The sequence below is a fragment of the Lutibacter sp. HS1-25 genome, assembly GCF_004121075.1.
GTDB lineage: Bacteria > Bacteroidota > Bacteroidia > Flavobacteriales > Flavobacteriaceae > Lutibacter.
Genome location: NZ_RHLN01000014.1, coordinates 1 through 16,246, shown reverse-complemented (window position 1 = coordinate 16,246; position 16,246 = coordinate 1). Strand labels below are relative to the sequence as shown.

At 31.3% G+C, this 16,246-nt stretch carries 15 protein-coding genes; 11 read left to right on the top strand and 4 right to left on the bottom strand.

The annotated features are described in order from the left end of the window. The first annotated feature begins 56 nt into the window (after positions 1 to 56). From EC396_RS06910 to EC396_RS06880, 7 genes are all read left to right on the top strand, one after another. Positions 57 to 668: a LysE family translocator gene (locus tag EC396_RS06910; RefSeq protein WP_129365977.1), complete on the top strand. Its 612-nt coding sequence runs from the start codon at positions 57 to 59 to the stop codon at positions 666 to 668. Between the two features lie 22 nt (positions 669 to 690). After that, positions 691 to 1,554: a hydroxymethylglutaryl-CoA lyase gene (locus EC396_RS06905; protein WP_129365976.1), complete on the top strand. Its 864-nt coding sequence runs from the start codon at positions 691 to 693 to the stop codon at positions 1,552 to 1,554. A 167-nt stretch (positions 1,555 to 1,721) separates the two neighbouring features. Further along, a complete protein-coding gene (locus EC396_RS06900; protein ID WP_205757925.1) occupies positions 1,722 to 2,915 on the top strand; it encodes a hypothetical protein in 1,194 nt (397 codons plus the stop codon). An 81-nt stretch (positions 2,916 to 2,996) separates the two neighbouring features. Continuing rightward, the gene (locus EC396_RS06895) at positions 2,997 to 3,518 is read left to right on the top strand and encodes an FMN-binding protein (RefSeq protein WP_129365975.1); all 522 of its coding nucleotides are present in this window, start codon (positions 2,997 to 2,999) and stop codon (positions 3,516 to 3,518) included. After that, positions 3,518 to 4,012, top strand: coding sequence for a hypothetical protein (locus EC396_RS06890; RefSeq protein WP_129365974.1), 495 nt, complete (start codon positions 3,518 to 3,520; stop codon positions 4,010 to 4,012). The genes EC396_RS06895 and EC396_RS06890 overlap by 1 nt, the downstream gene beginning before the upstream one ends. 62 nt (positions 4,013 to 4,074) lie before the next feature. Continuing rightward, complete coding sequence (gene guaB, locus EC396_RS06885) at positions 4,075 to 5,544, top strand: IMP dehydrogenase (protein WP_129365973.1); 1,470 nt, start codon at positions 4,075 to 4,077, stop codon at positions 5,542 to 5,544. Positions 5,545 to 6,060: 516 nt separating this feature from the next. Then, positions 6,061 to 9,540 carry a hypothetical protein gene (locus EC396_RS06880; RefSeq protein WP_129365972.1) on the top strand — a complete coding sequence of 1,160 codons (3,480 nt, stop codon included), beginning with the start codon at positions 6,061 to 6,063 and terminating at the stop codon, positions 9,538 to 9,540. A 72-nt stretch (positions 9,541 to 9,612) separates the two neighbouring features. Here the strand turns inward: EC396_RS06880 and EC396_RS06875 are convergent, their stop codons facing one another. The 3 genes from EC396_RS06875 to EC396_RS06865 are packed head-to-tail and all read right to left on the bottom strand — an operon-like array spanning position 9,613 to position 12,129. Beyond that, a complete protein-coding gene (locus EC396_RS06875) occupies positions 9,613 to 10,500 on the bottom strand; it encodes a 3-hydroxyacyl-CoA dehydrogenase family protein (protein ID WP_129365971.1) in 888 nt (295 codons plus the stop codon). An 18-nt stretch (positions 10,501 to 10,518) separates the two neighbouring features. Further along, entirely contained in the window at positions 10,519 to 11,154 is a 636-nt protein-coding gene (locus tag EC396_RS06870; RefSeq protein ID WP_129365970.1) for a sterol desaturase family protein, read from the bottom strand. Between the two features lie 15 nt (positions 11,155 to 11,169). Then, the gene (locus EC396_RS06865) at positions 11,170 to 12,129 is read right to left on the bottom strand and encodes a Gfo/Idh/MocA family protein (RefSeq protein WP_129365969.1); all 960 of its coding nucleotides are present in this window, start codon (positions 12,127 to 12,129) and stop codon (positions 11,170 to 11,172) included. A gap of 85 nt (positions 12,130 to 12,214) precedes the next feature. Between EC396_RS06865 and EC396_RS06860 the strand changes: the two genes are divergently transcribed. From EC396_RS06860 to cysK, 4 genes are all read left to right on the top strand, one after another. Further along, entirely contained in the window at positions 12,215 to 12,856 is a 642-nt protein-coding gene (locus EC396_RS06860; protein WP_129365968.1) for a protein-L-isoaspartate(D-aspartate) O-methyltransferase, read from the top strand. 12 nt (positions 12,857 to 12,868) lie between these two features. Further along, a complete protein-coding gene (locus EC396_RS06855) occupies positions 12,869 to 13,771 on the top strand; it encodes an SUMF1/EgtB/PvdO family nonheme iron enzyme (protein ID WP_129365967.1) in 903 nt (300 codons plus the stop codon). Positions 13,772 to 13,948: 177 nt separating this feature from the next. Then, on the top strand, positions 13,949 to 14,665 hold the full coding sequence (locus EC396_RS06850) for a VIT family protein (protein WP_129365966.1): 717 nt from the start codon (positions 13,949 to 13,951) through the stop codon (positions 14,663 to 14,665). A gap of 49 nt (positions 14,666 to 14,714) precedes the next feature. Further along, a complete protein-coding gene (cysK, locus tag EC396_RS06845) occupies positions 14,715 to 15,629 on the top strand; it encodes a cysteine synthase A (protein ID WP_129365965.1) in 915 nt (304 codons plus the stop codon). A gap of 125 nt (positions 15,630 to 15,754) precedes the next feature. Here the strand turns inward: cysK and EC396_RS06840 are convergent. Next, positions 15,755 to 16,246, bottom strand: a 492-nt coding sequence (locus tag EC396_RS06840) for a transposase (RefSeq protein WP_205757924.1), incomplete at its 5' end; no start/stop codon positions are given.

Below are 16,246 nucleotides of genomic sequence, written 5' to 3'. Positions count from 1 at the left end.
AAGTCTAAAGTCAGAGGACCGAAGTCGAAGCTAACAACAAACAACCAACAACCAAATTGGAAACCTTAATCTCATTTATTGGAGCTTCATTATTATTAACCATTTTACCTGGTCCAGATATAATTTATGTATTGGTTCAGAGCATTAGCAATGGTAAAAAATTTGGTATTGTTACTTCGTTAGGCTTGGTTTCAGGAATCTTAATTCATACTACTTTAGTTGCATTTGGAGTTTCAGCAATAATTAAACAATCTGAAAATATTTTTTTTACCATTCAATTATTTGGAGCGTTGTATTTAATTTATTTGGCTTTTATAACTTATAAATCTACCGATGAAGTTTTGTTGAATACACCTGTGAAAAAGGAAAATTTATTTAAATTATTTAAACAGGGATTTATAATGAATGTTTTAAATCCGAAGGTTACGATTTTCTTTTTAGCTTTTTTCCCAGGTTTTTTATATAGTAATACGCAAAACACGGTAGTTCAATTTTATGTTTTGGGCGGTTTGTTTATGTTGCAAGCCTTACTTGTATTTGTTACAGTATCAATGCTTGCAGGCTATTTTGCTAAGTATTTAAAAACCCATCCAAAGTTTAATACCAACATAAAATGGTTTAAAATTGTTGTATTTGTTGGTATTGCAATTTTTATACTTTTTTCATAATTGTATTGTATATTTGATTTGTATGAAACAAGTAAAAATAATTGAATGTCCGCGAGATGCCATGCAAGGTGTTAAGTCGCATTTTATTCCTACCAAAGCAAAAGCACAATACATAAATGCCTTACTTAGAGTAGGTTTTGATACCATTGATTTTGGAAGTTTTGTTTCTCCAAAGGCAATTCCGCAAATGCAAGACACTGCAAAAGTTTTGGCTAAGTTAGATTTAAGTAAAACGGAAAGTAAATTATTGGCTATTGTTGCCAATGTTCGTGGTGCTGATGAAGCTTCACAATTTGAAGAAATCAATTATTTGGGCTATCCTTTTTCTATTTCTGAAAACTTTCAAATGCGTAATACGGGTAAAACCATTTCAGAATCAATTTTAATTTTAGATGAGATTTTAAATATTGCTGTCAAATCAAATAAAGAAGTTGTTGCTTATTTATCAATGGGTTTTGGAAATCCATACGGAAATCCTTGGAATGTTGATATAGTTGCAGAATGGACAGCGCAACTTTCAAAAATGGGCGTAAAAATATTGTCTTTGTCTGATACCATTGGTAGCTCAACACCTGAAATAATATCTTATTTATTTTCAAATTTAATTCCCTTATATCCAAACATAGAGTTTGGAGCCCATTTACACACAACACCAAATACTTGGTTCGAAAAAGTTGATGCTGCATATAAAGCAGGCTGCAATCGTTTTGATGGTGCTATAAAAGGTTTTGGAGGTTGCCCAATGGCAAAAGAAGAATTGACAGGTAATATGCCTACCGAAAAATTAATTACTTATTTTAATCAGCAAAAGGCTTCAACAAATATTCAGGCAATGAGCTTTGAAAGTGCCTACAATGAAGCTTTAAAAATTTTCAATTTAATTTAAAATATACAAAATCAATAGTTTAACTATTATTGTTTTTTAAACTTCCTGATATTTATCATCTTATTTAGAAATAATCTAAATAAGACTTTAAAATGTGACAAAAGTTACATATGTTTGCACTCTATTTATAATAAGTCTAAATAAGAATAACAAACAATTAATTAAAAATGAAAAAAATAGGATTTATACTAACCTTACTATTGGTTGGTTTTTTAGGACATTCACAACAGAATTCAAACGTACAATTACAAGATTCAGTAAAGCAATTTCAATCTCAACAAAGAGATGGGAGCAGTTATTTTAATTCTGGTCAACGCTTATTAAATACTCCAATTGATAAAGGAATAACATTGGGCGGTTACGGTCAAATAGATTACAATGAGCCAGATGGTTCAACACCAGGAAAATTAGATGTACATAGATTGGTGTTGCTATTTGCTTATAAATTTAGTGATAAAGTAAGTTTTTTAACTGAAATTGAATTAGAGCATGTTGAAGAAATTTATGTAGAACAAGCATTTGTTTCATATAAAGTAGCACCATCTGTAAATGTATTGGCTGGTTTAATGTTGGTTCCAATGGGAATTATCAATGAATTTCACGAGCCAACAACATATCATGGTGTTGAGCGTCCAAATGTTGATAGCTATATTGTGCCAACAACTTGGAGAGAATTGGGTATTGGGGTTTCAGGAAATATTAACAGTGCTTCATTAAAATACCAGGCTTATATTTTTAATGGATTTGTATCTTACAAAGATGGATCTGGAGTTTTAAGAGGTATAGATGGTTTGCGTAAAGGTCGTCAAAAAGGAGCGGAGTCTTTAATTACATCGGCTAATTTTTCTGCAAAATTTGATTATTATGGGGTTAGAGGTTTAAGACTTGGTTTGGCAGGTTATTTTGGAAAAACACAAACTGATGATACTAGCATAGAAGAAAGTACTGTAGGGGTTTCTATGTTAGGTTTAGATGCACGTTATGTGTATAAAAATTTAGAATTGAGAGGACAATATATTTATACTGATTTGTCTAATACAAATGCTTATAATGTATTTAACAACAAAGATCTTGGTTCGCAAATGAATGGTGCTTATGGAGAAGTTGCTTACAATTTCCCGTTGAATGCAGAGCAGCAATTAACGCCATTTTTACGTTACGAAAAATACAATACACATGCTTCAACTGCTGGAGATTTAGCTAAAAATAAAGCGTATGATAGAGATGATGTAACTTTTGGTTTGGATTATAAAGTAGCCAATGGAGTTGTGTTTAAAGTAGATTACCAATTGTTTAGCAATGCTGTTGTTGATAGTGATACTAAAAAACAATTCAATGCCGGTGTTGGTGTTTGGTTCTAAAAAATAAATTTTAAAGAGGCTCCAAAACAAATTTTAATAGCCAATTATTTATTGGAGTCTCTTTTTTATATTTGCAAGTGTATGAAAAAAATAATATTCATTTTAGTTATTTTAATTACCTCAGGTTTTACTTTGGTAAATAGAATTGATGAGCTTATTAAAAAAGAAATTAAAAGTACTTTTAATATAGAGAGCTATTCAATAAAAAATATCAAGGTTTCTTCTGAAATGAATGAAAGCTTGCCTTTAAAAATAACCAATGAAAATTTATTTAAAATTATAGATAATAATAAAGTACTTGGATATTATTATCTTGGTAAAGCCTATGGTAAAGCTGATTATTTTGATTTTTTGGTGATATTTGACGCAGATTTAATAGTTTCTAAAGTTACTGTATTGGTTTATAGAGAAGATCACGGTGGTGAAGTAGGGAGTAAACGATGGTTGAAGCAATTTAGCGGTACACCATCAAATAAAACACTGGTTTATCAAAATGATATTGTTGGAATTTCAGGAGCAACAATTTCTGTAAAATCGATGACTAATGAAGTGAATAAACTATTAAAAACGGTCGATATTTTAAATACTAAAAATCAATTATAATGCAACTACACGGACTTATTCATCAATTTCCAAAAGAATTAAAATTACTGATTTTGGTTTTTATTTCAGTATTAAGTATTGGTTTTTATGGCGGAATTAGTTTTGTAAACAATACAACATCAATGAATGCAAAAGGTGTTGAAACTCATTATTTAGGAAATGAAGATGATGAGGATGCTGAAATTATGAAATTCAAAAAAAACGAACGTGAAATTTTAACACTTGTACACGGTCATATCCTATCTTTATCGGTTATTTTCTTTTTATTATCACTAATCCTAACAACAACTTCTATCAATAAAAAATTAAAGTATTTTTTAATGGTAGAACCTTTTTTATCAATAGTTTTTACCTTTGGAGGTATTTATTTAATGTGGTCTGGCATTACATGGTTTAAATATGTTATCATGATTTCAGGTACATTTATGACTTTAAGTTTTTTAATAGCCACATTGTCAATAGTATATCAAATTTTGGTTTCAAATAAGAATTAATAGTGTTTATTCAATTAAAAAATGTAAATTTGCACGCAATTAATTATTAAGTTGATTGCACTATGATTTCACACACTTCAAAGTTTGTAGGCGAAGGTTTAACCTACGATGACGTTTTACTAATTCCTGCATATTCAGAGATATTACCTCGCGAGGTTAGTATTCAAACAAAATTTTCAAAAAATATTACTTTAAACGTTCCAATTGTTTCCGCTGCTATGGATACAGTTACTGAGTCTGATATGGCAATTGCTATGGCTCGTGAAGGTGGAATTGGTGTTTTACATAAAAACATGACTATTGAGCAACAAGCTACAGAGGTTAGAAAAGTGAAACGTTCTGAGTCTGGAATGATTATAGAGCCTGTAACAATTACAAAAGATCAGTCGGTTTTAGAAGCCAAAGCTTTAATGCAAGAATATGGTATTGGTGGTATTCCGGTTGTTGATTCAAATGGTGTTTTAATTGGTATTGTAACCAACAGAGATTTGCGTTTTGAAAGTGATAATAGTCGTAAAATTTCTGAAATTATGACTTCAGAAAATTTGGTGACTGTTGCTAAAGGAACATCATTAAAACAAGCTGAACTTATTTTACAAGAAAATAAAATTGAAAAATTACCTGTAGTTGATGCTGATTATAAATTGGTAGGTTTAATTACATTTAGAGATATTATTAAAGTAAGCGAAAATCCAAATGCAAATAAAGATCAATACGGTCGTTTGCGTGTTGCTGCTGCACTTGGTGTTACAGGTGATGCTGTAGAAAGAGCTGAAGCATTAATTAGTGCGGGCGTAGATGCTTTAATAATTGATACAGCACACGGACACACAAAAGGAGTGGTTGCTGTTTTAAAGAAAGTGAAAAGCAAATTTCCAAATACTGATATTATAGTTGGAAATATTGCAACTGGTGAGGCTGCAAAATATTTAGTTGAAGCTGGTGCTGATGCGGTTAAAGTAGGTATTGGCCCTGGTTCAATTTGTACTACGCGTGTAGTTGCTGGTGTTGGTTTTCCTCAATTATCTGCTATTTTAGAGGTTGCTGAAGCTATTAAAGGTACTGGTGTTCCTGTAATTGCAGATGGTGGAATTCGTTATACGGGTGATATACCAAAAGCCATTGCTGCAGGTGCAGATACCGTTATGTTAGGATCTTTATTGGCAGGAACTAAAGAGTCTCCAGGTGAAACCATTATTTTTGAAGGAAGAAAATTTAAATCGTATCGTGGAATGGGGTCTGTTGAAGCTATGAAGCATGGTTCAAAAGATCGTTATTTTCAAGATGTTGAAGATGATATTAAAAAATTAGTACCTGAAGGTATTGTTGGTCGTGTACCTTATAAAGGTGAATTAAACGAAACTATGCATCAATTTATTGGTGGTTTAAGAGCTGGTATGGGTTATTGTGGCGCAAAAGATATTGAAACTCAAAAGAAAGCTCAATTTGTTAAAATCACATCTGCTGGTATGCGAGAAAGTCATCCGCACGATGTTACCATTACTAAAGAAGCTCCAAATTATTCTAGATAATATTTGGAATTAATAAGATATGAAAAAGCCGGAAAATTAATTTTTCGGTTTTTTTTGTTTAAAAATATACGTTTATTGTTTTATACATTGATTAGATGTCTAAACTAAAGATGCGTAAGGGATTGCAGCGGCATCCTTTTTTACAATGTAACGCAGTGAAATTGTAAAAAAGATATAGCGAAAAGCCCGACCTGTAAGGTTACGCCCAAATTAAGATGTTGTTAAATTTTTATTTTTATAGCTGTTTTTTTAAAATTTAACATTTAAGGGTCGATTTTTAAGTCTTAATAAAGCGAAATTAGAATTTATGTTTTTTAAGAAACCCTTGTAGTTATTTGGTTAACCAAATTATGAGTTTTTACTTTTTTAAGTCGTTATTTTTATTGATTTTTGTGGTGTTTTGCGAATTTAAGACTGAATTGTCTAATTAATAGCACTGGGCTATAATTTGGTTAGGATACAAAGCAAAATAGCTAATTTTTAATGTAAAAATCTTATCGATATAAATTTTTAAAAATGATTAAAGAAATTAATGCAAATTCAGAAGATGTTAAACAAAATAGAAAAGAAATTGTTCAATATATTAACCTACAATTAGCTTCATTAGGTCAGCCAATTTATAAGGATAGTGAAAATGCTGAACATAAATTTTGTAATCCTAAATTTCAGGCTTTAACAAATGGATTGATTAAAAGCTTCAGAGAAAAATCCAGATTGCTTTCACATCATTATTCTCCAGTAGATGGTAGAATTCAAAATTTTATAAATGATTATCTTAAAGATGTAAAATTTGAGAAATCTTATGCATTGCCAAATGATACACTTGTTTTAACTCAAAAAGGTCATGCAAGAGAGGTGAGTTTGCCGCCAAATGGAAATGTTTTTATTAGTGAAGACATTACTTCCTATAGAATTAAACAAGGAATATTAAACAACCCTATTAACGATAAAAGAACAACCAAAGGTACTTTTCATATTGTTGAAGGAGATTTACCTGTTCCGTTAGATAAAAAAGAAGTTCCAAAAATTGCATTTGCTCATTTTTTAAACGCCGCGTTTAATCCTTCAGATGAATTAAATACGCTGCCATTTACTTCAAACCAGCCAGACAAAGCCAAAGTTATGGTTTCGTTTTTAATGCGTCCAATGGTTTGTCCAGAGGTTAAAGGTGTTGTTGCTAAAAAAAGCTTGGAAGTACGTTTTTTTGCTCCAGGTAGTTTGGTAAGTAATCTTGATTTTGTTGAAGCAATTTTTGGAAACGCAGGAGATCCTAATTTAGCCCAAAATGATGCTGCGCTTGATCCAGAACATTGGACGGGTCATACTGGTTGTATTATTTTAGCACCACATTTAAAAACTTTGACTAAAAAGCAAGTAGGTTTACCTCATTTTAATGATGCTACTGAGCGTCAGAAAATTGATGAAATGTGCTGGAAAGATGAAAATGAGTTGTACAATGATGGTGGTGCTTTTAAAGTTACATGTAGAGATGATAGAGGTGTGGTAGTAACTATTATTGCAGATAATTACTATGGATATTCTAAAAAAGAAATAAAAACACAGATTAGTTATTCGGCCAATTTATTTGGTTTGGTTGAAGAAGAACACGCAGGTGGTGCTATTGCATTTCCAAGAGGTGTTATGGGTGATATTGTTGATGGTGCTGCATTTTCTTTAAAATACAATAACAATTTTAATTTTGAAGAAGTTAAATCGTTATTGGGCGATAGAATTGAAGTAAAACCAGCCAATTATGCTGTTGATAAAAAATATCCAAATATAATTTACGTACCTGAAAATGCGTTTATTAACACAAATACAAATTCAATTACTTGGATGCATAACAACGAGGAACAAAAATTAATTTTATCTCCTCTTAAAGTTTATGTTCATCCAACAGGTAATAAGTTTAAATTAGAAAAACACAATACCGTAGCTTTGTGGAGAATTGTAAACACGTCTCCTGAAGGTGTTTTTTGTCATAAACCTTGTACCGTTTCTGGTGGAGGAAAGTCTGAAATTTCTAAATCTATGCAAAATGCCATTACCTATAGTGCATTTAACATTGTAGATATTGATGAAGATTTTAAAAAAGCCGATGAAATTATTGAGTATAATTACTCTACAAGATGGAAAAATTACGATCCAAGTTTAAAACCATCAAGATCATTTTTAAGTAAAGGAAGAACATTAGGGTCTGCAGTAAAATTATTAACGCCATCTGATAAAAATAATGATGAGTTTAATGAGTTTTTAAGAAATATTCCGGTACATATTAGATCTCTTGTATTATTTGTAAAAAGATTATACCGCCAGGATCACGTTGATTTAAACTGGAAAGAATATATGTCGGTAGACATTATTAATGGTCAAAATGGTACAGGATTGTTATACAATAATACGCCTGTTGTTGGTAGTTATGTTCGTATAGGATTTAATCAAAAAGGACTTTGGTTGCTTAATAAACTAAGATCAGATTTTTCGCCAAGTGAAAAAATTCAAATTGAAGATGATATTTCAGCATCGATTACTTTGCCAAGAAATAATTTCAAAAATTTAAATCCTGAATTTACAAATAAGAGTTTAAAAGTTGTAGCCAATTGTGAATCTCATTTATTTCAAAGACCAGATGAGGCAATTATAAGAGGATATGATAAAGGTGCCGAACTTGATATAGTATCTGACAATAGATTTTTAACAAATTACGAATTGTTGAAAAAGAAAGATGCCATTGAAATTTTTGAAGACACCATTAATTTTGATAAATATACACAACCAGTTAAAGATTTAATTATAAGCATTGTAAATAGTCCAAATAGTGAAGCGTATTTTGCGTTGCCATCACACACCAGAATTGTTGATGGAGAACCAACCAAAAACCCTCGTTATTTAGAGCCAAATATTTTTATCAACGAAACTGAATTGAGTTATTTAAGTGAAGTTGGTGTGCGTTTATTCAGAAAAATAAAATCTGAAGACCCAGTAATTAATGTAGTAAATGCCGTTTTACCAGGTAGAAGAAACAACCCAGTAGATAAAGAAGCAGGTATTCGTCCGTTGGCAGTTTATAGTCCAATTCATTATCAGGAAACACCAGAATTGTTTATGGATTTTATTTGTAGTCTTACAGGTAAATCTCCTTCTACAACAGGTGCCGGATCTGAAGGAGCCTTAACAAAAGGACCTTTTAATATGTTGATACCTACAACCGATTTAAACAATGCCTTGTTATCGCATATTTTAACCGAATCTCAGGCGTTTAGTACAGCTGCAGGTTATGTTGGTGCTGAAAATAAAGTTGATCACGATATTAGTTTGTTAATTCCTGAAATTTGGGCACGTTTGGTACCTGAAGATCGTGATCCAAAAGCTTTAATTGCAAATGGTTCTTTAGAAAAAATTGAAGACTTTGAATACGAAGGTAAAAAAGTGTTGGCAAGTAGATTGGGTTACCGCATAACAAGTACATTTTCTTTAAGATGTTTGAACCGTTTATTTGATGAACCAGATGCTGTTTTTAACGAAAAAATGTTAAAACCAGAATTGCAAGGTATTGAAGATTATGTTGATGGTATTGCAAATATTGTTGAAGCTCAGCAAAAAGTGGCTTTGCGTTATTTTGAAGACGGAAGTGTTGAAGGTGCAATTCCGCCATTAAAAATATTATTGCATATGATGGCTTACGGTCATTACGAAGGTAAAGAAATGAATGACCCAGAATTAAGAGCTTATTTTGAAAGGGATTATGTAATTAATAGCGATTGGTATAAAGAAAGGTTGTTGTTAAAACAACAAAAGGATATAAGTTATTTTAATAATCAAATAAAATATTTAGAAGATTTTATTTCAAATGCTGATAATATTTTAATAGTTGCTGAAATGAATTTAAAAAGTCGTTTACAACGTGTAAAAGAATTGTTAGAAGAAGTAAGTTCTGAAAAATATATTGATAGTTTGGTGGGTACAATTGGAGCAGATCCACTATTTAGAAAATAGGAGTAAATTAATTCAATAAAAAAAGCGTCTAAAATAACTTTAGACGCTTTTTTTATAACTAGTTTTTAAAAACTAACTAAACTGTTTTGCAATTTTTTCAGCTTTTTTACTTGTTGCATAATCATAAAAACCTTCACCAGATTTTACGCCTAATTTACCTGCCTGAACCATATTAACCAACAAAGGACAAGGGGCATATTTCGGATTTTTAAAACCATCATACAACACATTTAAAATAGATAAACAAACATCTAACCCAATAAAGTCAGCTAATTGTAATGGCCCCATAGGATGTGCCATTCCCAATTTCATTACGGTATCTATTTCATAAACACCAGCTACGCCATTGTACAATGTTTCAATAGCTTCATTTAGCATAGGCATTAAAATACGGTTTGCCACAAAGCCAGGATAGTCATTTACAGTAACTGGTACTTTGCCTAATTTTTCAGAAAGTTTAACAATGCTATTTGTAACCTCTTCAGAAGTGTTATAGCCTTTAATAATTTCAACCAATTGCATAATTGGTACAGGATTCATAAAATGCATTCCTATAACATTTTCAGGTCTTGATGTTACTGCTGCAATTTTTGTAATTGAGATTGATGAGGTATTAGATGCTAAAATGGCTTTTTGGGGCGCTTCTTTATCTAATTCCTTAAAAATTTTTAATTTTAAATCTATATTTTCGGTAGCAGCTTCAACAATTAAATCACAATTTTTTACACCTTTAGCTATTTCAGTAAAAGTTAAAATATTTGCTAATGTTTGAGATTTAACACTTTCACTTATTTTTTCTTTAGCTACAAGTCTGTCTAAATTATTTGTAATGGTTTTTAAACCTTTGTCAATGGCATCTTGAGAAATATCTATTAAATGAACATTGAAATTGTTTTGGGCAAAAACATGCGCAATTCCGTTTCCCATTGTACCTGCTCCAATTACTGCTACATTTTTCATATTAGATTATTTTTAAGTTTATTGATTTTTTGGAGGCATTGTTCCAAAAACACGATCCCATAAAGTATTTGAGACTCCAAATGCTTTATTTGGATATTTATAATGATGTAAACTATGGTGTTTCCACAAAAATTTTAATTTTTTAGGTGGTTTTACAACATGTGTAGCTCTGTGTAAAAATGAATATAAAAGGTATCCTAAGAAAAATCCAGGAAAAAATCCCCAGGTATAATTTGGATAACCCATAACGTAAAAAAACACATAAAAAACACAAAATAAAATACTAGCCATTAAAATTCCGGGTACAGGAGGCATTAGTAAACGCTCTGTATCTTTTGGATATAAATGGTGTGATCCGTGCATAATAAAATGAAAGCGTTGTACTGCTTTACTGTCATTTATCCAATGAAAAACAAAACGATGTAAAATATACTCTGCAAATGTCCAAAAAAATAAAGCAAAAATAAACAATGCTAAAAAAGTTGGATATTCAATTTTTTTAATATATAACGCGTTGTAAATAAGTAGTGTAACTACCGTTCCGTAAATTATAACATTAGATATCAAAGTTGTTTTAGTTAGACTTTCTAAAAATGGATTTTTAAAAATCGTAGCATTTCCTTTGTTATGTTCAGTTGTAACTTTTGGTTTCATTTCATTAAAATAAAATTAAAAATTATTGATAATTTCGTGCGCTACAATTAGCGCTTCTGTTCCTTGTTGTAATGTAACAACCGGGGTTGTATTGTTATTTATTGCATCAGCAAAAGTTTCTAATTCATCTAAAATAGCATTGTTGGCTTCAATAGTTGGATTTTCAAAATAAATTTGTTTTTTAATACCTTCAGCATTTTGTAAAATCATATCAAAATCACCAGGTACTTCAGGCGCATCTTTCATTTTAACAACTTCAGTAGCTTTTTCAAAAAAATCAACAGCTATGTAAGCATCTTTTTGAAAAAATCGAGATTTACGCATGTTTTTTAATGAAATACGACTTGCAGTTAAATTGGCAACACAACCATTTTCAAATTCAATGCGAGCGTTTGCAATATCTGGCGTGTCACTAATTACAGATACCCCGCTAGATTTGATATTTTTTACTTTTGATTTTACCACACTTAAAATTACATCAATGTCATGAATCATTAAATCCAGTACAACAGGAACATCTGTTCCTCTTGGGTTAAATTCGGCCAAACGATGAGTTTCAATAAACATTGGATTGTGAATAGAATCTTTTACAGCAGTAAAAGCAGGGTTAAATCGCTCTACATGACCTACCTGACCCTTAACGTTGTGTTTTTTAATCAGTTCAACCAAAGTTTGAGCTTCTTCAATTGTATTTGTAATGGGTTTTTCAATAAATATATGTTTTCCTTTTTCAATAGCTTGTTTGGCACAATCAAAATGAGACAGGGTAGGAGTAACAATATCAACAACATCCACGGCATCAATTAAAGCTTCAATAGTATCAAAAGATTTATAACCAAATTCTTTTTCAACTTTTACAGCATTTTCTTTTATTGGATCAAAAAAACCTACCAAATCATACTTTTCGGATTGTTTTAATAATCTTAAATGAATTTTACCAAGATGTCCAGCACCTAAAACTCCTACTTTTAGCATAATTATATTTTTAATTTTAGTAAAACAAAAGTAGCAATCTTTAGGCATTTATTCCTATTTTTAGCAATTCAAATTTAAATTTTTAGTGAAAGACACACTCAAACATCAAGGACTTAGAAATCAGTTGGTAAAGATAATTTCAGAAAAAGGAATTACCAATAAAAGTGTATTAAATGCCATTGCAAAAGTACCAAGACATTTGTTTATGGACTCAAGTTTTGCAGATTTTGCTTATCAGGATAAAGCGTTTCCTATTGCAGCAGAACAAACTATTTCTCAACCTTATACAGTTGCTTTTCAAACAGAAGTTTTACAGGTAGAACCTGGGCATAAGGTACTTGAAATTGGTACGGGTTCGGGTTATCAAACTGCAGTTTTAATTGAAGTTGGCGCAAAAGTTTATACAATTGAGCGTCAGCAAGAGTTGTTTAAAAAAACAAAATTATTTTTACCAAAATTGGGCTATAAACCAAAAAAAATGGTTTTTGGCGATGGTTATATAGGCTTACCAGAAGAAGCTCCTTTTGATAGTATTATTGTTACTGCAGGGGCGCCATTTGTTCCGAAGCCTTTATTGGCGCAACTTAAAATAGGAGGCAGACTTGTTATTCCGGTTGGTGATGAGGTTCAAACTATGAATTTATTTGTAAGAACATCTGAAATAGATTTTGAAAAACAAGAATTGGGTAAATTTAAATTTGTACCAATGCTTAAAGAGAGGAATTAAAAAATATATTTTATGAAATTTTTAAAAATTGCGATTTTTTGTGTAGTTGTTTTCACAGCTTGTAAAGAAAATAAACAACCCAATAATGCAGTTATTATTACAGCTAAAAAGCCAACAGAAATTGTAACTGTTAAAAGTGATACCACAAATATGGTTTATTTTGAAGGAGGTACAATTTTAATTGGATCTGATAATGGTGAAGAAAATGAAAAACCTGTATTTGAAATGAAAATTGGACCATTTTATATTGATAAAAATCTGGTAACGGTTGATGAATTTAGCAATTTTATAAAAAACACGGGATATAAGACCGAAGCAGACAATTTTGGTGATTCGGGTGTTTATTTGTTTGAAACCAATAATTGGACTTTGCTAAAAGGTGCTAATTGGGAATATCCGTTAGGGCGTGATAAGGCAAAAGCTATAGGGGATCATCCGGTAACACATGTAAGCTGGAATGATGCCAAAGCGTATGCAACTTGGGTAGGTAAACGATTGCCAACAGAATTTGAGTGGGAATTTGCAGCAAAAGGTGGAAATAATACGAATGATAAATATGCCTGGGGAAATGAATTGCAAGTAAATGGAAAGTATATGGCCAATGTATGGCAGGGTGAAATTAAAAGTAAAGAAATATTAGATGGTTATTTGTACACATCGCCTGTTGGTGCTTTTGGTGAAACAGCTGCTGGTTTAACAGATATGGGAGGTAATGTTTGGCAATGGTGTGAAAATAGCTTTAAACAATATCCTGTTAATAATGCTGAGGAGGTACAAGATTCAAAAATACGTACTACGCGTGGAGGTTCTTTTATGTTTGACCAAGCTGGAGAAAATAGTTTTACAACGACTTTTAGAAGTCAAAATTCTGTTGAAACATCTTTATTTAATATGGGGTTTAGGTGTGCTAAGTAGTTTAAGATATTGTATAATTAAAAAAATGCTCTTTAAATTTAGTAATTTAAAGAGCATTTTACATTTAGAGTTAGATAAAATAGCAATGTGAAATTTAATTTTATGACCAGATAAAAATAATTTGTAATTTAGAAACTTTATAAGTAGCAGTCGCTTTAATTAAAGAAATATAAATAGATGACCAAAAAAATAGATGAATTAGATAATTATTTAGATATTCATTACATAAACAGAAGTAATTGGCTTAGGGCTTCAGTTCTTGGTGCTAATGATGGAATTTTATCAACTGCGAGTATTGCAATTGGAGTTGCTGCTGCTAGCGATATGCGTGCACCTGTGATTTTAGCTACATTAGCAGGTTTAGTTGCAGGAGCTTTGTCAATGGCCGCGGGAGAATATGTTTCTGTAAGTTCTCAAACAGATGTAGAAAAAGCAGATATTGATCGCGAAAAGCAAGAGCTGGAAGATATGCCAGAAATTGAATTACAAAGACTTGCTCAAATTTATGAAAAAAGAGGTCTTAAAAAGGAAACTGCCTTAATGGTGGCTAAAGAATTAACAGAACACGACGCATTAGGTGCACATATTAGAGATGAATTGGGAATTAATGAAATTAATCAAGCCAATCCAATGCAAGCGGCTTTTGCCTCTGGTGCAGCCTTTACAATTGGAGGATTACTTCCGTTTTTAGTGACATTATTTCTGCCTTTAAAGAGTATGGAATATTCACTTTACGGTTTTGCAATATTTTTTCTAATTATTTTAGGGGCATTAGCAGCTAAAACAGGAGGTTCTAGTATAGCAAAAGCTATAATTAGAATTACTTTTTGGGGAACTGTTGCAATGGGGCTCACAGCACTTGTTGGTTATTTTTTCAATGTCAATGTTGTATAAAATCATAAACAATATTTAAAAATAAATAATACTACATAAATTAAAAAAAATGAAAATTAATAACATTTTAGAAAGCATAGGTAATACACCTGTTGTTCGATTGTCTAAATTATTTCCAGATGCAAATGTTTGGATGAAACTTGAAAAAGCAAATCCAGGTGGAAGTATTAAAGATAGAATTGCATTGGCAATGATTGAAGATGCTGAAAAAAGAAACATTTTAACCAAAGATACTGAAATTATTGAGCCTACTTCTGGTAATACAGGTGTTGGATTGGCAATGGTTGCTGCAATAAAAAATTACAAGCTAACATTGGTAATGCCAGAATCTATGTCTGTTGAAAGAAGGGCTTTAATGGCAGCTTACGGTGCTAATCTTGTGCTAACCCCTAAAGAATTGGGTTTAAAAGGTACCATTGCCAAAGCAAATGAAATGGTTGCAAATAATAAAAATGCGTGGATGCCTTCACAATTTACAAATCAGGCAAATCCAGAGATACATCGCAAAACAACTGCTTTAGAAATTGCAGCAGATTTTCCTGAAGGTTTTGATTATTTAATTACAGGTGTTGGTACAGGCGGTCATATTACAGGTATTTCAGAAGTTTTAAAGGAAAAATTCTCGAATTTAAAGGTAATTGCAGTTGAGCCTAATGATTCTCCAATAATCTCAGGTGGTGAACCTGGGCCGCATCCTTTACAAGGTATTGGACCTGGATTTTTTCCAGAAGTTTTTAATAGAAATTCTATAGATGGTGTTATTAAAATAACAAAGGAAGAAGCGTTTAAGGAAGTTCAAAATTTAGCTAAAATTGAAGGGATTTTAGTTGGTATTTCTACAGGAGCTTCTTTGGCAGCAGTTAGAAAACAATTACAGACTTTAAATGCTAAAGAGACAATATTGACAATTAATTATGATACTGGTGAGCGTTATCTTTCTGTTGAAGGGCTTTTAACTAACTAGTTTAGTATATATAATTTAAAAATAAAAGAAGCCGTCTCAAAATTAAATTGGGGCGGTTTTTTTTATTTTTAATTTCTACCGATAATTTTAGGAGGTTTTAATTTTTGGCAAGAAGTTGCCATTTATTAGGCGCATTTCTTTCTTATATTATGCGCTAATGCGTGTAATCCGAACTCTAATTCAGCTTTTTCTATTCCTTTATGGGTAAATCGTTTAAAATTTCGATTGGATTTTATGTGTGCAAAAACAGGTTCTACATCGGCAGTACGCTGTTTGCGTTTTAGTTCACCTATTTCGCTAAGCAAATTCCTTCTTGCTTTTTCCTTGTATGCCTCTAGTTTGTGATTCCGCTCTACAATTCTATTTCCTTTTGCCTTAAAACAAGCGCCTCGCAATTGACAATCTTGACAGTTTTGTGCGCTATATATACTACTGGTTTGTGCATAACCTGATTTGGTTTTTCTCTTTCGCTCACCTATTTTTTTCATAGTTTGACCCATTGGACAGATATAGTGGTCTTGCTCTTGGTTGTAATATAGTTTATCCCTGTTGAAGTCCTCGTTTTTCTTTTTTCGCTTTGACTTTAAAATACCTTGTTCTTTATCAAAAGTGTTGTA